The 19,704-nt window shown below is 61.5% G+C and carries 16 protein-coding genes; 9 read left to right on the top strand and 7 right to left on the bottom strand.

Features of this window, described 5'->3' with window-relative positions:
• Positions 1 to 2 precede the first annotated feature (2 nt).
• The 6 genes from SB753_RS07225 (at position 3) to SB753_RS07200 (ending at position 8,913) form a co-directional block, all read left to right on the top strand.
• Positions 3 to 1,598, top strand: coding sequence for a 3,4-dehydroadipyl-CoA semialdehyde dehydrogenase (locus SB753_RS07225; protein ID WP_410799765.1), 1,596 nt, complete (start codon positions 3 to 5; stop codon positions 1,596 to 1,598).
• A gap of 114 nt (positions 1,599 to 1,712) precedes the next feature.
• On the top strand, positions 1,713 to 3,317 hold the full coding sequence (locus SB753_RS07220) for a benzoate-CoA ligase family protein (RefSeq protein WP_204520487.1): 1,605 nt from the start codon (positions 1,713 to 1,715) through the stop codon (positions 3,315 to 3,317).
• 8 nt (positions 3,318 to 3,325) lie between these two features.
• Positions 3,326 to 4,180 carry an alpha/beta fold hydrolase gene (locus tag SB753_RS07215; protein ID WP_410799764.1) on the top strand — a complete coding sequence of 285 codons (855 nt, stop codon included), beginning with the start codon at positions 3,326 to 3,328 and terminating at the stop codon, positions 4,178 to 4,180.
• 179 nt (positions 4,181 to 4,359) lie between these two features.
• Positions 4,360 to 4,683, top strand: a complete 324-nt coding sequence (locus tag SB753_RS07210; protein WP_410799762.1) for a hypothetical protein — start codon at positions 4,360 to 4,362, stop codon at positions 4,681 to 4,683.
• A gap of 78 nt (positions 4,684 to 4,761) precedes the next feature.
• Positions 4,762 to 6,873: a phosphocholine-specific phospholipase C gene (locus SB753_RS07205; protein ID WP_204520485.1), complete on the top strand. Its 2,112-nt coding sequence runs from the start codon at positions 4,762 to 4,764 to the stop codon at positions 6,871 to 6,873.
• A gap of 240 nt (positions 6,874 to 7,113) precedes the next feature.
• Complete coding sequence (locus SB753_RS07200) at positions 7,114 to 8,913, top strand: methyl-accepting chemotaxis protein (protein ID WP_410799760.1); 1,800 nt, start codon at positions 7,114 to 7,116, stop codon at positions 8,911 to 8,913.
• Positions 8,914 to 8,941: 28 nt separating this feature from the next.
• Here SB753_RS07200 and SB753_RS07195 read toward each other — a convergent pair whose 3' ends face one another.
• The 3 genes from SB753_RS07195 to SB753_RS07185 all read right to left on the bottom strand — a co-directional run bounded on the left by SB753_RS07195 (position 8,942) and on the right by SB753_RS07185 (position 10,704).
• Entirely contained in the window at positions 8,942 to 9,322 is a 381-nt protein-coding gene (locus SB753_RS07195) for a DUF5594 family protein (RefSeq protein ID WP_410799758.1), read from the bottom strand.
• Positions 9,323 to 9,406: 84 nt separating this feature from the next.
• Positions 9,407 to 9,595: a hypothetical protein gene (locus tag SB753_RS07190; protein ID WP_088174822.1), complete on the bottom strand. Its 189-nt coding sequence runs from the start codon at positions 9,593 to 9,595 to the stop codon at positions 9,407 to 9,409.
• A gap of 200 nt (positions 9,596 to 9,795) precedes the next feature.
• The gene (locus tag SB753_RS07185) at positions 9,796 to 10,704 is read right to left on the bottom strand and encodes a LysR family transcriptional regulator (RefSeq protein ID WP_410799756.1); all 909 of its coding nucleotides are present in this window, start codon (positions 10,702 to 10,704) and stop codon (positions 9,796 to 9,798) included.
• Between the two features lie 147 nt (positions 10,705 to 10,851).
• On the opposite strand from SB753_RS07185, the gene SB753_RS07180 reads away from it, so the two are divergent.
• The 3 genes from SB753_RS07180 to SB753_RS07170 are packed head-to-tail and all read left to right on the top strand — an operon-like array spanning position 10,852 to position 15,372.
• On the top strand, positions 10,852 to 12,972 hold the full coding sequence (locus SB753_RS07180; protein ID WP_410799755.1) for a 3-hydroxyacyl-CoA dehydrogenase NAD-binding domain-containing protein: 2,121 nt from the start codon (positions 10,852 to 10,854) through the stop codon (positions 12,970 to 12,972).
• 48 nt (positions 12,973 to 13,020) lie between these two features.
• Positions 13,021 to 14,229, top strand: coding sequence for an acyl-CoA dehydrogenase family protein (locus tag SB753_RS07175; RefSeq protein WP_410799753.1), 1,209 nt, complete (start codon positions 13,021 to 13,023; stop codon positions 14,227 to 14,229).
• 12 nt (positions 14,230 to 14,241) lie between these two features.
• Complete coding sequence (locus SB753_RS07170) at positions 14,242 to 15,372, top strand: acyl-CoA dehydrogenase family protein (protein ID WP_410799751.1); 1,131 nt, start codon at positions 14,242 to 14,244, stop codon at positions 15,370 to 15,372.
• 152 nt (positions 15,373 to 15,524) lie between these two features.
• Here the strand turns inward: SB753_RS07170 and SB753_RS07165 are convergent, their stop codons facing one another.
• The 4 genes from SB753_RS07165 to SB753_RS07150 form a co-directional block, all read right to left on the bottom strand.
• On the bottom strand, positions 15,525 to 16,463 hold the full coding sequence (locus SB753_RS07165) for an aldo/keto reductase (protein WP_410799749.1): 939 nt from the start codon (positions 16,461 to 16,463) through the stop codon (positions 15,525 to 15,527).
• 217 nt (positions 16,464 to 16,680) lie between these two features.
• Positions 16,681 to 16,980: a helix-turn-helix transcriptional regulator gene (locus SB753_RS07160; RefSeq protein WP_310065533.1), complete on the bottom strand. Its 300-nt coding sequence runs from the start codon at positions 16,978 to 16,980 to the stop codon at positions 16,681 to 16,683.
• Between the two features lie 43 nt (positions 16,981 to 17,023).
• Positions 17,024 to 18,889, bottom strand: coding sequence for a biosynthetic-type acetolactate synthase large subunit (ilvB, locus tag SB753_RS07155; RefSeq protein WP_410799747.1), 1,866 nt, complete (start codon positions 18,887 to 18,889; stop codon positions 17,024 to 17,026).
• Positions 18,890 to 19,109: 220 nt separating this feature from the next.
• Complete coding sequence (locus tag SB753_RS07150) at positions 19,110 to 19,688, bottom strand: AraC family transcriptional regulator (RefSeq protein ID WP_410799745.1); 579 nt, start codon at positions 19,686 to 19,688, stop codon at positions 19,110 to 19,112.
• Positions 19,689 to 19,704: the final 16 nt, after the last annotated feature.

Raw genomic sequence — 19,704 nt, 5'->3', positions numbered from 1 at the left:
TCATGATCGAACTGTTGAAGAACCACGTAGCGGGCGAATGGGTCGCGGGAACCGGAGACGGACACACGCTGACCGATCCGGTAACGGGAGAAGCGCTCGTGCGCGTGTCCAGCGAAGGACTGGATCTGTCACACGCATTCCGCTTTGCGCGCGATGAAGCCGGCGCGTCCCTGCGCGCGCTGACCTATGCCGAGCGCGCCGCGCGTCTCGCCGATGTGGTCAAGCTCCTTCAGTCGAAGCGCGAGGACTACTATGCGATCGCTCTCGCGAACTCCGGCACGACGCGCAACGATTCAGCGGTCGATATCGACGGCGGCATTTTCACGCTGTCGTACTACGCCAGGTTAGGAGCATCGCTCGGCAATGTGCATGCGCTGCGCGACGGCAACGCGAGCGCATTGAGCAAGGATCAATCGTTCAGCGTGCAGCACGTGCTCACGCCAACGCGCGGCGTCGCGCTCTTTATCAATGCATTCAACTTTCCGTCGTGGGGCTTGTGGGAAAAAGCGGCCCCTGCGTTGCTTTCCGGCGTGCCCGTCATCGTCAAGCCCGCGACCGCGACGGCGTGGCTCACGCAACGCATGATCGCCGATGTCGTCGACGCGGGCATCCTGCCACGCGGCGCGCTCTCGGTGATTTGTGGCGGCTCTGCGGGGTTGCTCGACCAGGTTCAGGCGTTCGATGTCGTGTCCTTCACGGGCTCGGCTGAAACGGCCGCATCGCTGCGCGCGCACCCGGCTTTCGTCGTACGCGGCGCGCGGCTCAACGTCGAAGCCGATAGTCTGAACAGCGCGATTCTGTGTGCGGATGCGACCCCCGACACGCCCGCATTCGATCTTTTCATCAAGGAAGTCGTGCGGGAAATGACCGTGAAATCCGGGCAGAAATGCACGGCGATCCGGCGCGCGTTCGTTCCCGACACGGCGCTTGATGCCGTCGTCGATGCGCTAAAAACGAAGCTCGCGAAGATCACCGTGGGCAATCCGCGCAACGACGCCGTGCGCATGGGATCGCTCGTGAGCCGCGCGCAATACGAGAACGTGCTGGCGGGCATTGCAGCGTTGCGTCAGGAAGCGGTGCTCGCGTACGACGGGTCGGCCGCGCCGCTCATCGACGCCGATGCGGCTGTTGCTGCGTGCATCGCGCCGCATCTGTTCGTCGTCAACGATCCGGATAACGCAACCCTGCTGCACGATGTCGAAGTATTCGGACCCGTGGCGAGTGTGGCGCCATATCGCGTCGCAGACAGTGCCGGTGAACTGCGCGAAGCGCACGCGGTCGACCTCGCGCGGCGCGGACAGGGATCGCTCGTCGCATCGATCTATTCAAACGACGACGCGCACCTGGGCAGGCTTGCGCTTGAACTCGCCGATTCGCATGGCCGCGTGCATGCGGTTTCGCCGTCCGTCGAGCAGAGTCAGACCGGCCACGGCAACGTGATGCCGATGTCGCTTCACGGCGGACCGGGACGCGCGGGCGGCGGTGAAGAACTCGGTGGTCTCCGCGCGCTTGGTTTCTATCACCGGCGTTCAGCAATTCAGGCGTCGGCAACGGCAATCGATGCAGTTGCGCAGCTAACCCATTTGCCCACGGCATGACGGCTTGAAGATGAACACCACATGACGAAGAAGCGCCCACAGTAGCGCACGCAGACATTCAGCGGATCATGAGCACATAACAGCCGGACCGCCCCCACTCGATGGAGGAGACATATGGAAGCCCTGTTCGAACCGGCTGCAAGCCAGCCCGTCGTCACGGTCGAGCCGCCGCCCGCTCGCTTCAATTTCGCGGCTCATCTGTTCGCGTTGAACGCGCCGCGCGCGGCGAAAACCGCCTATATCGACGACAGCGGCCACATGACTTACGGCGAACTCGAAGACCGCGCACGGCGCTTTTCGAGCGCGTTACGCGGTTTGGGCGTGCATCCGGAAGAGCGTGTACTGCTGGTAATGCTCGACACCGTCTCATTGCCCATCGCTTTTCTTGGCGCGCTCTATGCGGGCGTGGTTCCGGTGGTCGCAAACACGCTGCTCACGCCGGCCGATTACGTGTACATGCTCACGCATAGCCATGCGCGGGCGGTCATTGCGTCGAGCGCGCTGATCCCAAACGTCACGCAAGCCATGGCGACGGCCGAGCACGACGGCTGCCAGCTCATTGTCTCCAACCGGGCGGCGCCAGCACCTGAAGGCGAGCCGCTCGCGGCGCCGGTATTGGAAGACCTGATCGACGCCGCGACGCCCGCCTTGAAAGCCGCCACCACAGGTTGCGACGACATTGCCTTCTGGCTGTACTCATCGGGCTCGACCGGAAAACCGAAGGGCACGGTCCACACGCATGCGAATCTTTACTGGACCGCCGAGTTATATGCAAAGCCGGTACTCGGCATTGTCGAAAGCGATGTGGTGTTCTCCGCGGCGAAGCTGTTCTTTGCCTATGGGCTGGGTAACGCGCTGACCTTCCCGCTTTCTGTCGGCGCTACTGCTGTGCTGATGGCTGAGCGCCCCACCGCCGACGCCGTTTTCTCCCGCCTCACGCGCCACCGTCCGACCGTTTTCTATGGCGTGCCGACGCTTTACGCGAGCATGCTCGTTTCGCCGAACCTGCCTGCGCGCGACGATGTCGCGATGCGCATTTGCACGTCCGCTGGCGAGGCATTGCCGCGCGAGATCGGCGAACGTTTTACGCGGCACTTCGGCTGCGAAATTCTCGACGGCATCGGCTCGACGGAGATGCTGCATATCTTCCTGTCCAATCGCGCGGGCGCAGTCGAATATGGCACGACGGGGCGCCCTGTACCGGGTTACGAAGTGGAGTTGCGCGACGACAGCGGTCGCGCGGTCGGCGACGGCGAAGTGGGCGACCTCTTTATCAAAGGCCCGAGTGCCGCGCTGATGTACTGGTGTAACCGCGAAAAAACGCGAGCCACTTTTCTCGGCGAGTGGATTCGCAGCGGCGACAAGTACAGCCGTCTGCCAAATGGCTGCTATGTGTATGCGGGCCGCAGCGACGACATGCTGAAAGTCAGTGGCCAGTATGTGTCGCCGGTCGAAGTGGAAATGGTGCTGGTGCAGCATGACGCAGTGCTCGAAGCGGCCGTGGTCGGTGTCGATCACGGCGGCCTTGTGAAAACGCGCGCGTTCGTCGTATTGAAGCGCGAGTTTTCACCGTCTGAGATACTGGTGGACGAATTGAAGGCGTTCGTGAAAGACCGGCTCGCGCCGCACAAGTATCCACGCGATATCGTGTTCGTCGACGACTTGCCGAAGACCGCCACCGGAAAAATTCAACGCTTCAAACTGCGCGAACAGTCATAAGGTGATACATGCAGAATGCCGCTGTCGAAACACCCACTAGCCATTTCGCCGATTTACCCGCCACGGCATCGCACGGGCCGCTGCGTATTGAATATCGCTGGTTGAACGGTGAAGCCGCCGAACCAACGGGCAACGCAACGAGCCATGCGCCAATCGCCGTCTTTCTTCACGAAGGACTCGGCTCGATCGCCATGTGGCGCGACTGGCCACAATCGCTGTGCGAGCGGCTCGGCATGCGTGGACTCGTCTACTCGCGTCCCGGTTATGGTTTGTCGACACCGCGCCCCCACCACGTCAAATGGCCGGTCGACTTCATGAGCGACCAGGCACGCGATATTTTGCCCGCGCTGCTGGACGAACTCGGCATTGGCCTGCAGGAACGGCGGCGCATGTGGGTCATTGGACACAGCGACGGCGGCTCGATCGCATTGCTTTACGCGGCGTTGCATCCCGACGCGCTGGCGGGCGCGGTGGCCATCGCGCCGCACGTATTTGTCGAAGAGTTATCGGTGCAAAGCATCGCGCAGACAAAGCAGCTTTACGAAAGCACCGACCTGCGCGACAAGCTCGCCCGCTATCACGCAGACGTCGATTCCGCTTTCTATGGCTGGAACGATATCTGGCTGGACCCCGCATTCGGCGACTGGTCGATTGCGCAGCAGCTTCCGACGATCAGCAAGCCGTTGCTCGCCCTACAAGGCCACGACGACAACTACGGCACGATGGCTCAGATCGACACCATTCCCAAGTACGCGCCGCATGCGGAACTCGTCAAGCTCGACGCTTGCGGACACTCGCCACACCGCGATGCGCCGGACCGGTTGAACGAGGCAATCGCGGAGTTCGTGTCGCGATACCGGTAGCGGCAGGTTGCCGCTCGCCGGCACGCAACGGGCGAGGCGACAGCCTCTATCCCCATTTGTCACCAAATCCCCAAATTTCCAAAACTTCACAAAACTTACACAGGTAAGCGGATATTCTCTTCGCACCGCTGACCTGGGCACACCGATGCCCGCGCGTTCCCCGTGCCGGAGACATCGCTATGTCCTATGTGTCGAAGCCGTTCAGTGCCTTGCATCGCAAACGTTTGGCCACTGCGCTCGTGGCGCTGCCGCTTTCCGCGCTGATCGTCGCCTGCGGCAATGACGACGCCAAGGCGCCGGATGCGGGCAATGCCGGCTCCGCGCTGAATGCCACCGATCAGAGCAGCACCGCCGTCCTGTCGGCAAATCCTCTTTCTGCATCGCCCTCGCCTGCCGCCGTCACGATTCAAAGCCCAGCACTACCTGCATCAAGCGCCGACCCGGCATTGTCCGCCGCCGCTTCGACGCCCCTCGCCACACCTGTAATCCATACCGTTGACTGAGTCCCGCGCTTCACGCGCCGCTCATGCCTGCCGCGCTGCGTGGATCGTTTTCCCACTGAAGACACGAAAGCACATACCATGACCTCAAAAAATCGTCGTGATTTTCTACGCTCTGCCGCGCACGCGGCCGGTTCCGTCACCGCGCTGAGCATGCTGCCGCAAGGCATTCGCAACGCGCTCGCCATTCCGGCGAACAACAAGACCGGCACGATCCGCGACGTCGAACACATCGTGGTGCTGATGCAGGAAAACCGCTCGTTCGACCACTACTTCGGCACGCTTAAGGGTGTGCGCGGTTTCGGCGACACGCGTGCGGTCAACCTGCCCAATGGCAAGCCGGTGTGGTATCAACCGCTTGCTGCGGATCTCGGATATGTGTTGCCGTTCCGCCCGAGCGCGCCGAACCTCGGACTGCAGTTCCTGCAGGACCTCGCGCACGACTGGAATAGCACGCACGCCGCGTGGAACGGCGGCCGCTACGATCAGTGGGTGCCCGCCAAAGGCTCGACCACCATGGCCTACCTCACGCGCGAGGACATTCCTTTTCACTATCAACTCGCCGACGCTTTCACGATTTGCGACGCCTACCATTGCTCGCTGATGGGCCCGACGGACCCGAACCGCTACTACATGTGGGCAGGCGGTGTAGGCAACGACGGCACCGGCGGCGGTCCCGTGATCGACAATTCCGAACTCGGCTACGGCTGGTCGACCTATCCGGAAGTGCTGCAAAACGCAGGCATTTCCTGGAAGATCTATCAGGACATCGGCACCGGGCTCGACGCCAAGGGCTCGTGGGGCTGGACTCAGAACGCTTACATCGGCAACTACGGCGACAACTCGCTGCTCTACTTCAACCAGTACCGCAACGCTCAGCCGGGCAACCCGCTGTATGAGAACGCGCGCACCGGCACGAATGCATTGAAGGGCGACGGTTACTTCGACATTCTCAAGCGCGATGTGCAAAACAACGCGCTGCCGCAAGTCTCGTGGATCGTCGCACCGGAAGCCTATTCAGAGCACCCGAACTGGCCCGCGAACTACGGCGCGTGGTACATCGACCAGGTCTTGCAGATCCTGACGTCGAATCCCGAGGTGTGGAGCAAGACCGTACTCCTGATCAATTACGACGAGAACGACGGCTTTTTCGACCACATGGTGCCGCCGTGTGCGCCGAGTTCGAGTGCGAACGGCCTCTCCACCGTCGACACCGTCAACGAAATCTATCCCGGCGATGCAAAGAACGTTGCCGCGCCGTACGGCCTCGGCCCGCGCGTGCCGATGCTCGTCGTCTCGCCGTGGTCCAAAGGCGGCTATGTTTGTTCGGAGGTGTTCGACCATACGTCGGTAATCCGCTTTATCGAACAGCGCTTCGGCCAGCAGCACAATCTCGGCGAGCCGAACATCTCGCCGTGGCGACGCGCCGTGTGTGGCGACCTGACGTCGGCCTTCAACTTCAGCAATCCGAACGACGCCTTCCCGACGTTGCCGAGCACGAGCGGCTATGTGCCGCCCGATCAGAACCGTCATCCGGACTATGTGCCGCTGCCGCCGGCGGTCCAGGCAGTCCCGCGCCAGGAACCCGGCGTGCGCCCGGCTCGCGCGCTGCCGTATGAAATGTTCGTGCGAGTGCATGGCGAAGGCGCCGAAAAAACGTTGACCATGCGCTTCGTCAATACGGGCAGCGCGGGCGCGGTGTTTCTCGTCTATCGCGCGAACAGCCTCGAGGCGCCGCGCACGTACACAGTCGAGGCTGGCAAGCGCCTGCAGGATCAGTTCCCGCTGAATGCGGACGGCACTTACGACTTCACCGTGCACGGTCCGAACGGTTTCTTGCGCCGCTTCACCGGCCGGCCGATTGCTCGCAGCTGGTGGGACGGCTCGGATATCGCGCGCCCCGAAGTGCTCGAAGGCTACGACGTCGTGAACGGCAACCTGCAATTGCGCCTTGAAAACGTGGGCAGCGCGCATTGCAAGTTCACGATTGTCAATGCGTACGACCCGAAGCACACGATCAAACGTGTGGTGCGCGGCGGCGATACGGACGAGCTTTACCTCGATCTTCGCAATGCGCACGGCTGGTACGACCTGGCGATTACCGTCGACACCGACCCGCTGTTTGCCCGCCGTTTTGCGGGCCACGTGGAGACGGGCAAGAGCAGCATGAGCGATCCCGCGCTGGGCGCCTGAACGAGCGCGAACACCAACGCATGACAACGGCCGCTGCGATAAAACGCAGCGGCCGTTTTTTTCAAATCGTAGTGCACGTTGGCCGTATTTGAATCTTATCTTCAGACGAATTCGCGCGATGCACTGCGTGAAGACACTAGCGCACATGCGCTCAAGACTTTCGGTTCGAGAGCCGTAAACCGCGTATGAGGCGCCCGCCTCAATCACTACGGCTCTATGCTCATCCGAAAGACTTCCACCATGTTCACATCCATTCGCGCGCGGATCGTTGCGCTGTGCGTCGCTATCGTCGTGGTCGCACTTGCTGCCAATGCGGTCCTTAATTATGTGGTCGCGAATTCGTACAACGCCGACGCCATCGACAGCAGTTTGACGGCAGTCGAGAGCGGCCATGCAGCCGGTATCAGCGACTGGGTTGCCGCCAACAGCCAGATGATCGACTCGCTGCAGAACGCAGTTCTGCAACCCGACCCGTCGCCGGCGCTCAAGCAGATCGCCACCGCTGGCAAGTTCACCAACGTTTATGTCGGCTACGCTGACAAGACAGCAAAGTTCTCCGACCCGACCGGCATTCCCGCCGACTACGATCCGACCGGGCGGCCCTGGTATAAGCAGGCCGTGGCAGCAGGCAAGCCGGTGGCAACGCCGCCTTATGTCGATGTCGGCTCGGGTAAGCTGGTGGTCGCCTTCGCCGCGCCCGTGGTACGCGACGGCGCGGTGAAGGGCGTGGTGTCCGGCGACGTCGCAATGGACAGCGTGATCGCCAACGTGAAATCGATCCACCCGACGCCCGCGAGCTTCGGCATGCTGATCGATGCGAGCGGCAATATCGTCGCGCACCCGGATCCAAAGCTCACGTTGAAGCCGGTGTCCGATCTGGTGCCGGGACTCGCGGCCGACAAGCTCGCCGCGCTCTTTGGCGCGCAACGTCCGCTGCAGATGGACGTGAGCGGCAGCCCGAAACTGTTGCGCGCGCAATCCATTCCGGGCACCAACTGGTACGTGGTCGTCGCGCTCGACAAAGCGGAGGCAACCGCCGGCATGCGTTCGCTGCTGACCGCGTCCGTGATCGCGCTGATCGTGATTGCGGGCATTGCAGCGGCTATCGTCGCGGCGGTCACCGCGGTTTCGTTCCAGCGTCTGTCGAAAGTACGCGATGCAATGGACGACATCGGTTCCGGCGAAGGCGATCTGACGCAACGCCTGCCCGCCGTCGGCAACGACGAAGTCGCGCAGATCGCCCGATCGTTCAACACATTCATCGACAAACTGAGTCACGTGATGCGTCAGATTCGCGACGCGAGCGAGTCGGTGCGCGTGGCCGCCAATGAAATTGCAGCAGGCAACGTCGATCTGTCCGGACGCACTGAATCGGCTGCGGCGAGCTTGCAGGAAACCGCCGCGTCGATGGAAGAGATCACGTCCACGGTCACCCAATCGGCGAGCGCCGCGAAGCAGGCCGACACGACCGCGGTTTCCGCATCGCAGGTCGCTTCGCGCGGCGGCGTGGTGATCTCCGAAGTGATTACGACGATGGGCGAGATCGAACATGCGTCGGTGAAGATCTCCGACATCATCGGCGTGATCGACGGCATTGCTTTCCAGACCAACATTCTTGCGTTGAACGCTGCGGTTGAAGCTGCCCGCGCCGGCGAACAGGGTCGCGGCTTCGCGGTCGTGGCGGGCGAAGTGCGCAGCCTCGCGCAACGCAGCGCGCAAGCCGCCAAGGAAATCAAGGCGCTGATCGAAGCCACGGTCGCGAGTGTCAGTTCAGGCTCAGGCCAGGTGCGGCAGGCGGGCGAAACGATGACGGAGATCGTGAGCAACGTCGCCAACGTGACCACGATCATTTCCGAAATCACGCAAGCCGCCAATGAGCAGACGCGCGGCATTCAGGAAGTGAACCGCGCGGTGAGCCAGCTGGATGAAATGGTTCAGCAGAACGCCGCGCTCGTCGAACAGTCGACCGCAGCAGCAGCTGCATTGCAATCGCAGGCGGTGAGCCTTGCGAGCGCGGTTACGCAGTTCAAGCTCGACTAGACGATCCGAAAAAACCGGTGGCGCGGGCTCACGACTCGAAGTCGAGCCCGCCGATCAGTGCCACCGGATCGGCCTGCGTGTGCGAAAGAAAATCGAGGTCACGCGCATGATGCCACGCCGCCAGCTTTCGCGGCAGCGCGGCCAGATAGCGAGAGAAACGCGCCTGGCCTTCTTCTTTCATGAGCCTCTCGATCTCGTCGCTGTCCCACGTGAGATATAGATTCAACGGATGCTCAAACTGGGCGATATGCTCTAGCGGTGCGGCATGAATGCGCAGGCGCGTAGGATGGCCAGGGCCTTCGTACGGCAGTACTTCCGTGTGCACGGTGGTAGCGAAGCACGCGGCGATGGCCCCGGCAATGCGAGGCGCGAACTCTTCATCGAAACGGGCGGCATTCTCTGGACGCATCTGATTCTCCGACATGCTGCGCAATGAGCGGAGCATCGTAGCATGTACCATGCGGCCCGCTGCAAGCACTCAGCTCGGCGCCGCCTAGCCCACGCGCCTCGTTTTACGCGCGCGATTGCCGCGCCGCCGGATCACGTAACTCACGAGCGCAGCAAGCGCTGCCGTCGCCGCATAGCCAGCCAGGCGAATAGCCTGCTCGGTGGGCAGGCGCGCGATCAGCATCGCGACAATGATGCTTGCGAGCACGACGAGAAATGCGATTGTCCACTTCATTCCGGTCTCCGCTGACGTTCACGACGTTCATAACGTTCTTCAAGTTCGTGGCGTACTGTCGCACGGCGCGTGCGCGCTCTTTTTCACAGCATACTCGCGAGAGCTACATGAAGGGACAATTGTGGTCCGCCGAAGACGCGCGGGCTACGAAGCGTGGGCTACAAAGCGTGGGCTATGAAGCGCGGGCTATGAAGCGCGGGCTACGAAGCGCCGCCTCTTCCGCTTGCTCGCGCCTGCGCCAGAATGAACTCGATGAAAGTCGCCGCGGCGCGAGTGTGGTGCCGGTTCGGCATGTAAAGCATGTACATGTTCGTGCCGAAGATGCTCAAACGCCATTCGTCGAGCGTGGTGACGGCATCGCCGCGTTTCAGATCATCCTGCACCACATAATCCGGCAAGATGCCGACGCCAAGTCCTGCAAGTACCGCTTGCCGCAAAAACAGAAAGTTCTCGGAGATGATCGTCGGTTCGAGCAGCACCTCATGCCGTTCGTCACCGAGATAGGCGGCAACGCGTAACTGACGGCCCACGACCGCCGCCGTAATCAACGGCGTGGTGCGCAGATCGTCTAGTTGCATGGGCATGCCGTGGCTTTCCGCGAACGTGCGCGATGCACAGGCAACGTACCTGACCGGCCCCATGTCGCGTGCCACGAGATTTTGCGGTGGCTCGGACATGACCCGCACGGCAATGTCCACTTCGTCGCGCATCAGGTCTTCCACGCGGTTCTCGAACAACACATCGAGAACGATGCCCGGATAGCGACGCTTGAACTCGATCAACCACTCCGACATGACGAGTTGCCCATAACCGCTCGGCACGCTCAGGCGCACTCGCCCCTGCAGGCTTTGCCCAAGCGTCGTTACCGATTCGCGCGCGGCCAGTAGCGCGTTCTGAATCGCGCGGCCATGCTCATATAGCTGAAGACCGATCTCCGTGGGCTCGACGCGACGCGTGGTGCGCCGGACGAGTTGCAAGCCCACCGAGCGTTCCAGCTGGTTCAGGTGATAGCTCACGTTCGCGCGGCTCATTTTCAGGCGCCTCGCCGCCTCGCTCAGGTTACCTGCGTCGAGTATCTCCACCAGCAAAGTCAGCGAATGGACGTCCACAACCGCGCCTTTTGTCAAAGATATTTTGACAGTCTGTCAATCGTTCATGTGATTGTCAATGAACCTTGACCACTCCACAATCAGCACAATTCGCGGGCGCGGGATGCCGCCTACGCGCCCAGACAATCAGCCAGGAGACGAAACGCCATGAGCCTCACCACTTCAACCGACGTCGTGACACGCGAATTGCGTGGCAAGGTGCTGCTCGTCACGATCGATCACGCGCCCGTCAACGCGCTCTCCGCCGACGTGCGGCGCGGACTGCTCGCCGCGATCGAAGCCGCCGACAGCGACCCTTCCGTGCAAGCCGTGTTGATCGTCGGCGTGGGCCGCAACTTTATCGCCGGCGCGGACATTCGCGAGTTCGGCAAGCCACCGGTGCCGCCGTCGTTGCCGGACGTATGCAACCGCATTGAAGCGTGTACGAAACCCGTCATCGCGGCGATTCACGGTGCGGCGCTCGGCGGCGGTCTGGAAGTGGCGCTCGCGGCGCACTACCGGCTCGCCGTAGACGGGGCGAAGCTCGGCTTGCCCGAGGTCCAACTCGGGTTGCTGCCCGGCGCGGGCGGCACGCAACGCACGCCGCGCCTGATCGGCGCTCAGGCGGCGCTCGACCTGATGTTGAGCGGTCGCCATGCAAACGCGCAGGAAGCACTGGCGTTAGGGCTCGTCGACCGGCTTGGCAGCAGCGACGACATCCTCGCGGAAGGGCTCGCCTATGTTCACGAATTGCTTGCGGGTCATGCGCCAGTGCGGCGCACCCGTGACGCCACTGCGTTGAACGACCGGGCCTCGAGCCTCGCCGCAGTCGCTACGGCACGCGCCGAGACCGCGAAAAAATCGCGTGGTCTGTTTTCACCGCTAAAAATCGTCGATGCAGTCGAAGCGGCGATCGCACAGCCTTTCGAAGACGGCTTGCGCCGCGAACGCCAACTCTTTCTCGAATGCCTCGACAGTCCGCAGCGTGCGGGCCTCGTTCATGCGTTTTTTGCGGAGCGCGAAGTGCTCAAAGCGCCCGAGACGCGCGACACGAAGCCGCGTGGGCTGAACGCGATTGGCGTCGTCGGCGGCGGCACGATGGGTGCGGGCATTGCCGTCGCAGTGCTCGACGCGGGCCTGCCCGTGACGATGATCGAGCGCGATGAAGCTTCGCTCGCCCGGGGCCGCGCGCACATCGAAAAGGTCTATGACGGCCTGATTGCGAAGGGCCGCATGAGCGCCGAGAAAAAGGCCCAACTCATGGCGCGCTGGACCGGCAGTACTTCATACGATGCACTCGCCAACGCGGATCTCGTGATCGAGGCGGTGTTCGAAGATCTGTCGGTCAAGCAGGCCGTGTTTGCCGAACTCGATCGCGTGTGCAAGCCGGGCGCCGTGCTCGCAACCAACACGTCGTATCTGGACATCGACGCGATTGCAGCCAGCATCTCGCGCCCCGCCGATGTGATCGGTCTGCACTTCTTCTCGCCGGCCAACATCATGAAGCTGCTTGAAGTAGTCGTGCCGAAAGCCGTCAGCGCCGACGTTGTCGCCACCGCATTCGAGCTTGCCAAAAAGCTGCGCAAGACGCCGGTACGCGCAGGCGTGTGCGACGGCTTCATTGGCAACCGCATTCTCGCCGTGTATCGCAGTGCCGCAGACGCAATGATGGAAGACGGCGCCTCGCCCTATCAGATCGATGCAGCGGTACGCGGGTTCGGCTTCCCGATGGGACCGTTTCAGGTGGTGGATCTCGCGGGTGGCGACATCGGCTGGGCAGCGCGCAAACGGCGCGCAGCGACGCGCAATCCGGCGGCGCGCTATGTGCAGATTGCCGACCGTCTATGCGAGCGAGGCTGGTTCGGTCAAAAGACGGGGCGCGGCTTTTATCTGTACCCCGAAGGATCGCGCAGCGGCCAGCCCGATCCGGAAGTCGAGGCGATCATCGATGCCGAGCGTGTACGAGCCGGCATCACGCCGCGTGAATTCTCCGACGACGAGATCATTCGCCGCTACATGGCCGCGATGATCAATGAAGGAGCGAACGTCGTGCACGAACGGATTGCGCTGCGACCGCTCGACGTCGACGTGACCTTTTTATACGGCTACGGTTTCCCGCGCTATCGCGGCGGCCCGATGAAATATGCGGACATGGTCGGCCTGCCGCGCATTCTCGCGGACATCCGCGAATTTGCGAAAGAAGACCCATTGTTCTGGCGAGCTTCGCCCCTGCTGATTGATCTGGTCGAGCGCGGCGCGGATTTTGCGAGCCTCAATCACACGGCATGAAGCGGCTCGCTTTTCCGCGCAGCCGTTGAACATCACGAAGGAACAGTCATGGATCTGAACTTCACCCCTGAAGAAGAAGCCTTCCGCGAAGAGGTGCTTGCGTTCTTGCGCGACAAGCTTCCACAGCACCTCGCCGACAAGGTGCATGGCGGCCGGCGCCTCACGCGCGACGACATGGCCGGGTGGCATGCGATTCTGAACGAGCGCGGCTGGCTTGCGAATCACTGGCCGGCAGAATACGGCGGACCGGGTTGGACCGCAGTGCATAAGTTCATCTTTGAAAACGAATGTGCGCTGGCCGGAGCGCCGCGCATCGTGCCGTTCGGCGTCAACATGCTCGGACCGGTGTTGATCAGATACGGCAATGAAGCGCAGAAGCGGCATTGGCTGCCGCGTATTCTCGATGGTTCCGATTGGTGGTGCCAGGGCTACTCCGAACCCGGCGCAGGGTCCGATCTCGCTTCGGTCAAGACCACTGCCGTGCGCGGCGTCGACGCGGACGGCGAGCATTACCTCGTGAACGGCCAGAAGACCTGGACCACGCTCGGCCACTACGCGAACATGATCTTCTGTCTCGTGCGCACCGCAACCGACGTACGCAAGCAGGAAGGCATCAGCTTCCTGCTCATCGATATGAAAGCGCCGGGCGTCGAAGTGAGGCCGATCATCACGCTCGATGGCGAGCATGAAGTGAACGAAGTATTTTTCACCGACGTGCGAGTGCCGGCTACGAACCTTGTCGGGGAGGAAAACAAGGGCTGGACGTACGCCAAATATCTGCTGACGTACGAGCGTACGAATATTGCGGGCGTCGGGTTCTCCGTCGCGGCGTTCAACCGGCTGCGCAAGATTGCCGCGAAACAGCAGCGCAACGGCCGGCCGCTTTGCGAAGATCCGGCGTTCGCGGCGCGCATGGCACGCGTTGAAATCGATCTGGAGAACATGAAGACGACCAACTTGCGCGTGATCGCGGCAGTAGCGGGCGGAGGCGTGCCGGGTGCCGAGAGTTCGATGCTGAAGATTCGCGGCACGGAGATTCGCCAGGAAATCTCGTCGCTGACGCGCCGCGCGATGGGGCCGTATGCGCAGCCGTTCATCGAAGAAGCATTGCACGACGGTTATCAAGGCGCACCGGTCGGTTCCGAAGAAGCGGCGAGCGCGGCTTCGATGTATTTCAACAACCGCAAGCTGTCGATTTTCGGCGGCTCAAATGAAATCCAGAAGAACATCATTTCTAAAATGATCCTCGGACTGTAGGAGACGCACGTCATGAATTTCCAGCACACCGAAGATCGCCGCATGCTTGCGGATACGCTGAACCGCTTCGTCAGCGAGCAGTACCGCTTCGAGACGCGCGACAGGATCGCCCGCTCGCCTCAAGGCTTTAGCCCTGAACTGTGGAGTCGTTTTGCAGAGCTAGGCATTATCGGTGCCCTCTTCGATGAAGCGAACGGCGGCTTTGGCGGCGGCGGATTCGATATTGCGGTGGTGTTCGAGAGCCTGGGCCGCGGCCTCGTGGTCGAACCGTTCCTCGATACGCTTAGTGTGGGGCAGGCCGTCGCACGAAGCGGCAACGCCGCGCAACGCGCTCTGCTGGGCGAATTGATCGACGGCTCGCGTATCGCCGCACTCGCGCATGGTGAACCCGGCGGCCATTACGAACTCTCGCGTGTCACCACGCGCGCCCAGCGCGAGGGCGACACGTGGCAATTGAACGGCGCTAAAGCGGTGGTGCAGCACGGTGAGCACGCTGCACTCTTCCTCGTGTCCGCGCGGACCGTCGGCGACGACGACTCAGAGGAAGGCATATCGCTCTTTCTCGTGCCTCGGGACGCAGCAGGCGTCAGCGTGCGCGGCTATCCGAAGATCGACGGCGGACGCGCGGCCGAAGTCACGTTCGACAATGTCAAGCTCGGCGAAGAATCGCTGCTTGGCGCGGAAGGTGCGGGCTTCCCGACGCTCGAGTATGCGATCGCATGTGGTGTGCTTGCGTTGTGTGCGGAGGCCGTCGGCGCGATGGATGTCGCGAAAGACTACACGCTCGACTACCTGCGCACGCGCAAGCAGTTCGGCGTGGCGATAGGCAGCTTCCAGGCGCTGCAGCACAGAATGGCCGACATGCTGCTGGAAATCGAGCAGGCGCGTTCAGCGGTAATCAACGCGGCAGCGGCGCTCGGTGCGCAGCGCACGGTGCGGGAGCGCGCGGTGTCGGCGGCGAAGTACAGCATCGGCAGGATCGGCGCACTCGTCGCGCAAGAGTGCATTCAACTGCACGGCGGCATAGGCATGACGTGGGAGTTGCCACTCGCTCATTACGCGAAGCGGCTTGTGATGATCGATCATCAGCTTGGAGATGAGGATCATCACCTGGATAGATTCGTGCGCTTGGGGCGCGAGTGAAGTCATAACCGTGTCTGCCCGCCAGGACCAGCAGTCTCCTGACCGCTGATGAGAACAGTTCAGGTTCTAAGGGTTATGACTGACGCGCTCGCTTCGACGGTTTCGGGGCATTCCACGCTCGTTTCTGGCCAGCACTGCGCCAGATCGCAACCTCATTCAATGCGCGGGATAAATCCCGGGTTGCCGGTCTTCACGACCTGGTTGAACCGCTGCCTGGTTTCGATGCGATTGATCTCGTCAAAGGCGTCAGCGGGAAGAGCTGAAATGTCGAAATTCTCGCGCGCACGGGCGGCGGTCTTCGGCGTCGTCAGGACGGCGGTACCACGCTGCACCGCCCATGCAAGCAGTACCTGTGCAGGCGTCTTGCCAATCCGCGCGGCAATTCGTGAAACGACGGGATCTTCGAGCGGCCCGGGTCTAATTCCGTGACCTAACGGGGCAAACGCCAGAAACACGATCTCTTTCTTCTTGCAGAACTCCAGGAGTTCGTTTTCTGGAAGATAGGGATGCGCCTCGACCTGAACCACGGCCGGCTTTATTCTTGCCGATTCATAGAGCGGTATCAGATCATCGAGGCCAATGTCGGACAGACCGATCGCGCGACATCTTCCCCCGTCGACCAGATCTTCCATCGCCCGCCACGTATCGAGCAGGGTCACTCCTTCGTCGTAAAGCACGTTTCCATTTACGTCTCGGGGATCCTGCTCATCTCCCGCCTGGAATGCGAACGGCGTATGAATGAGATAAAGATCCAGATAGTCGAGTCGAAGCCTTTCAAGGCTTGCGTCGAAAGCCGGTTTGACGCGCTCCGGACGATGATTCGAATTCCATAGCTTCGTGGTCACGAAGATGTCTTCGCGTGCGATTCCACCCGCTGCAAGTCCCGCTTGTAACGCGTCGCCCACCTCGCGCTCGTTGCGATAGCGTTCCGCACAATCGAAGTGCCGATAGCCCGCTTCCAGCGCGTCTTTCGTGGCGCTTATCGTGATGGCCGCATCGGCGATCAGCGTGCCAAAGCCGATTGCGGGCATGGAGCCGCCTCCGTGGTTCAGCGCAATTCTTTTGAGCCGGAAATCGCAAGGCTCGATCATGACGATACCTCCGCATTGAGTGGTGCCGCACAGGTCCCGAAGCCGGGTACTCCGGTCGGGCAAAGAGACAGGGTCAATGCCACGCATCGAACCTGAAGCGAAGACTGTGCCTTTGCAATTGTCCAACCCTTGTCTCGACTTCCAGCATAGGACGATTTGTGAAGAACACCGGACGATTTCGACGAAGAGAAGAGACGCGGTGCGCCGCGCGCCGCATTCACAAATGTAAGCTGACCTGTCTGGCGAACTCGCCGATCACCTCTTCATTGCGCGATAAAAAGACCCACTGGCCCACTCGCGTCGGAACCACAAGCTGCGCCTGTACCAGGCTTGCAACGTGCGCCGAGACCGTGGACTGCGATAATCCGCTGCGCGCATGAATCGCGTTCGGTGGAACGCCATGACTGAAATCGATGTGACCCTGTGCAAAAACTTCGTCCGGCGTCTTCAACCACGCGAGAATCTGCCGCCGGAAGGGATTGGCTAGCGCCTTGTGAATCAGGTCGACATCAATCATGGCGTTTTGCCCGGAATGGAAATAGAAAGCATCGAAAGCATGCTCAGAACATGTCCGCAGCCTGAAGGCGCACCGCCCCTTCCTTTCGTGGTTCCGGATCGGATCGCGACGGTATGAACGGCCCTGTAATCATGTTCGAATAGCTTTGACCCGGACCTACCATTGGAAATACGTCGGCGTTCTGATCGATCATCACTTCCAGAAAAGCGGGTCCCTCGAACGCCACGAATGCTTTCAGTTTCTCTTCGAGTTCGCTCGGTGTTTCGACGCGACAGGCAAACTCGAAGCCGTCCGCGCGCGCCGCCATCACAAAGTCCTTGCGATGAAGAGCCTTGTCGCTCACGAAAGTACGTCCTTCGTAAAAGAGACGCTGCCACTGGCGAATCATCCCGTCACCGCGATTGTTGAGCAGCAAGACTTTTACTGGAACGCCGTACGTGCTGGCCGTTTCGAGTTCTCCAGCGTTCATGCGGATACTGCCGTCACCGTCGATGTCGATAACCAGCGCATCAGGCCGCGCCAGTTGAGCGCCGATTGCGGCGGGCAGACCGTATCCCATCGTGCCCATGCTGCCCGAGGTAAGAAAGCTTCGCGGCTCGGTGAACTGGTAGAACTGTGCGGTCCACATTTGATGCTGGCCTACACCTGTGCTGATGATCGCGCGGCCACCTGTGATTTCGCTGAGTTTTTCAATCACACGCTGCGGCTGAATCAGCGGGTTGCTGCGGTCATAGTTCATGCCGTGGTGCTGCCTCAGTTCCGTCACCCATCCGATCCATAGGGCGGACGACAAAGCAACGGACTCGTGCTCCATCAATGCGCGCAATGCCTGCCTCGCGTCGCCTATGTGACTCCAATGCGCGCGCTTGACCTTGTTGATCTCCGCCTCGTCGATGTCGATATGTGCGACGTGTCGCGCGCCTGCCGCAAACATGTCCGGTCGGCCGCCCGCGACCCGGTCGTCGAATCGTGCGCCCACAGCAATCAGGAAGTCGCAATCTTCAACGGCGTAATTCGCGCAGGCGGCGCCGTGCATGCCGAGCATGCCGAGCGATAGCGGGTGTTGCGCTGGCATCGCGCCGAGGCCCATCAACGTCGTCACGACCGGGATCTCGTAACGCTCCGCGAGCTGACGCAGTTCGGCCGTTGCGCCTGCCGCGATAACACCGCCGCCCACATACAGGAGCGGTCGCTCGCTTTGTCCAAGGAGATCGAAGAACTGGGCGCCTTTTTGCTCGTCAAGACGAGAACCGTTAGCCACCAATCGCAACCGGTCGGAGTAGCCGCGAAAGTGCAAGGTGCCTTGCCCGCGATATTGACCGACCCAGTTCTGGATGTCTTTTGGCACATCTACCACGACCGGACCAGGGCGGCCGGTGCGCGCGATTTCGAATGCCGTGCGCAATGTCTGTTCGAGTTTGGCGGGGTCGGTGACGAGAAACACCTGTTTGGCGCAGGCCGACATGATGTTGAAGACCGGCGCTTCCTGGAAAGCGTCACTGCCGATTGCCGCACGCGGCACCTGCCCGCATATGAGGACGACGGGAATCGAATCGCCGTTACAGTCGGCGATCGGCGTGACTGCATTGGTCGCGCCAGGCCCGGACGTCACCATGAACACACCTACTTTTCCGCTCGCGCGCGCATAGCCGGCCGCCATGAAACCCGCCGCCTGTTCGTTGGCCGGCACGACGAATTTGATCTGGCGTTCAGGGCGTGCGGCGTGTGATTCGTTGAAACGGAACACTGCGTCGTAAGTCGGCAGGATCGCGCCGCCGCTATATCCGAATAGCGTATCGACGCCCTGCTCCGCAAGTACGCGCAGGATAATGTCGGCGCCCGACATTGCTTCGCCGGGAAGCGTTGGTGCCGGACAGACTTGTGAAGCAACGTTCAGATTGGTGGTCATGGCTGACTCGTGTGGAGAACCGCCTTGGGATCGACGGCCAGGTCTTACCGGCGATGGACCGGAAGAACATGAAGACGATTCTGCCAATGTTCGAAACAGCACGCTCAACGATGCAGGCGCTCTACGGGCCAAAAGAGAACACATCCGGGCCACCGGAACGCCGTGGCATTGCGAAAAAGGAAACGCGGTCGTTCCAGCACCTTGCGGTACACGCTTCGGTTCAAATGCCTGGACGCAATAGTGCTTTCGCAACGTCGCCGGCGATGTGCTCGCCCAGATCTTCTCCGACGAGAGCCAACGCGAGATAGATACCGGCACTCACGCCGCCCGACGAATAAAGGTTGCCGTCTTTCAAGCAGATTTGATCCGTTACAACGTGTACCGATGGATACTCGCTTGCAAGACGCTGTGCGTCGCACTCACGCGTGGTCAGCCAGCGATCGTTCGCAAGACCCGCGCGCGCCACGAGAAAAGCACCGTTCGATACCGACGCGATCTTTCTCGCGATGCGTCCAGCGTTCGTTAGCCAATTCACCAGTTCGCGGTGCTCGCGCTCCGAACCTGTCGCCGGAGAACCGGGCACCATGACAATGTCGAACGATGTCTGCAAATCGCGCAGAGATGCTGTGGTGCCCACCGCGGTGCCGTTCGAGCATGTAACCGGCCCGGGACGCGGCCCGACAACGTGCTGCTCGTAGAAGGCGGCGCCGCATACACGGTTCGCTTCCTGGAACACGTCCATTGGGCAACTCACCTCGAGCAGTTGAAAACCTGAATACACCATCATTCCGACACGCATGCGCCGTTACTCCGCG

It is taken from the genome of Paraburkholderia sp. SIMBA_053 (assembly GCF_046534895.1).
Classification (GTDB): Bacteria; Pseudomonadota; Gammaproteobacteria; order Burkholderiales; family Burkholderiaceae; genus Paraburkholderia; species Paraburkholderia caledonica.
This window is presented reverse-complemented; position numbering and strand designations above follow the sequence as displayed.

Coding starts and splice junctions, on each gene's coding strand:
- SB753_RS07160 (WP_310065533.1), bottom strand. CDS start 16,980: ATGATTGATGTCGACCTGATTCACAAGGCGCTAGCCAATCCCTTCCGG.
- SB753_RS07175 (WP_410799753.1), top strand. CDS start 13,021: ATGGATCTGAACTTCACCCCTGAAGAAGAAGCCTTCCGCGAAGAGGTG.
- SB753_RS07215 (WP_410799764.1), top strand. CDS start 3,326: ATGCAGAATGCCGCTGTCGAAACACCCACTAGCCATTTCGCCGATTTA.
- SB753_RS07165 (WP_410799749.1), bottom strand. CDS start 16,463: ATGATCGAGCCTTGCGATTTCCGGCTCAAAAGAATTGCGCTGAACCAC.
- SB753_RS07225 (WP_410799765.1), top strand. CDS start 3: ATGATCGAACTGTTGAAGAACCACGTAGCGGGCGAATGGGTCGCGGGA.
- SB753_RS07200 (WP_410799760.1), top strand. CDS start 7,114: ATGTTCACATCCATTCGCGCGCGGATCGTTGCGCTGTGCGTCGCTATC.
- SB753_RS07180 (WP_410799755.1), top strand. CDS start 10,852: ATGAGCCTCACCACTTCAACCGACGTCGTGACACGCGAATTGCGTGGC.
- SB753_RS07195 (WP_410799758.1), bottom strand. CDS start 9,322: ATGCGTCCAGAGAATGCCGCCCGTTTCGATGAAGAGTTCGCGCCTCGC.
- SB753_RS07205 (WP_204520485.1), top strand. CDS start 4,762: ATGACCTCAAAAAATCGTCGTGATTTTCTACGCTCTGCCGCGCACGCG.
- ilvB (WP_410799747.1), bottom strand. CDS start 18,889: ATGACCACCAATCTGAACGTTGCTTCACAAGTCTGTCCGGCACCAACG.
- SB753_RS07210 (WP_410799762.1), top strand. CDS start 4,360: ATGTCCTATGTGTCGAAGCCGTTCAGTGCCTTGCATCGCAAACGTTTG.
- SB753_RS07220 (WP_204520487.1), top strand. CDS start 1,713: ATGGAAGCCCTGTTCGAACCGGCTGCAAGCCAGCCCGTCGTCACGGTC.
- SB753_RS07190 (WP_088174822.1), bottom strand. CDS start 9,595: ATGAAGTGGACAATCGCATTTCTCGTCGTGCTCGCAAGCATCATTGTC.
- SB753_RS07170 (WP_410799751.1), top strand. CDS start 14,242: ATGAATTTCCAGCACACCGAAGATCGCCGCATGCTTGCGGATACGCTG.
- SB753_RS07150 (WP_410799745.1), bottom strand. CDS start 19,688: ATGCGTGTCGGAATGATGGTGTATTCAGGTTTTCAACTGCTCGAGGTG.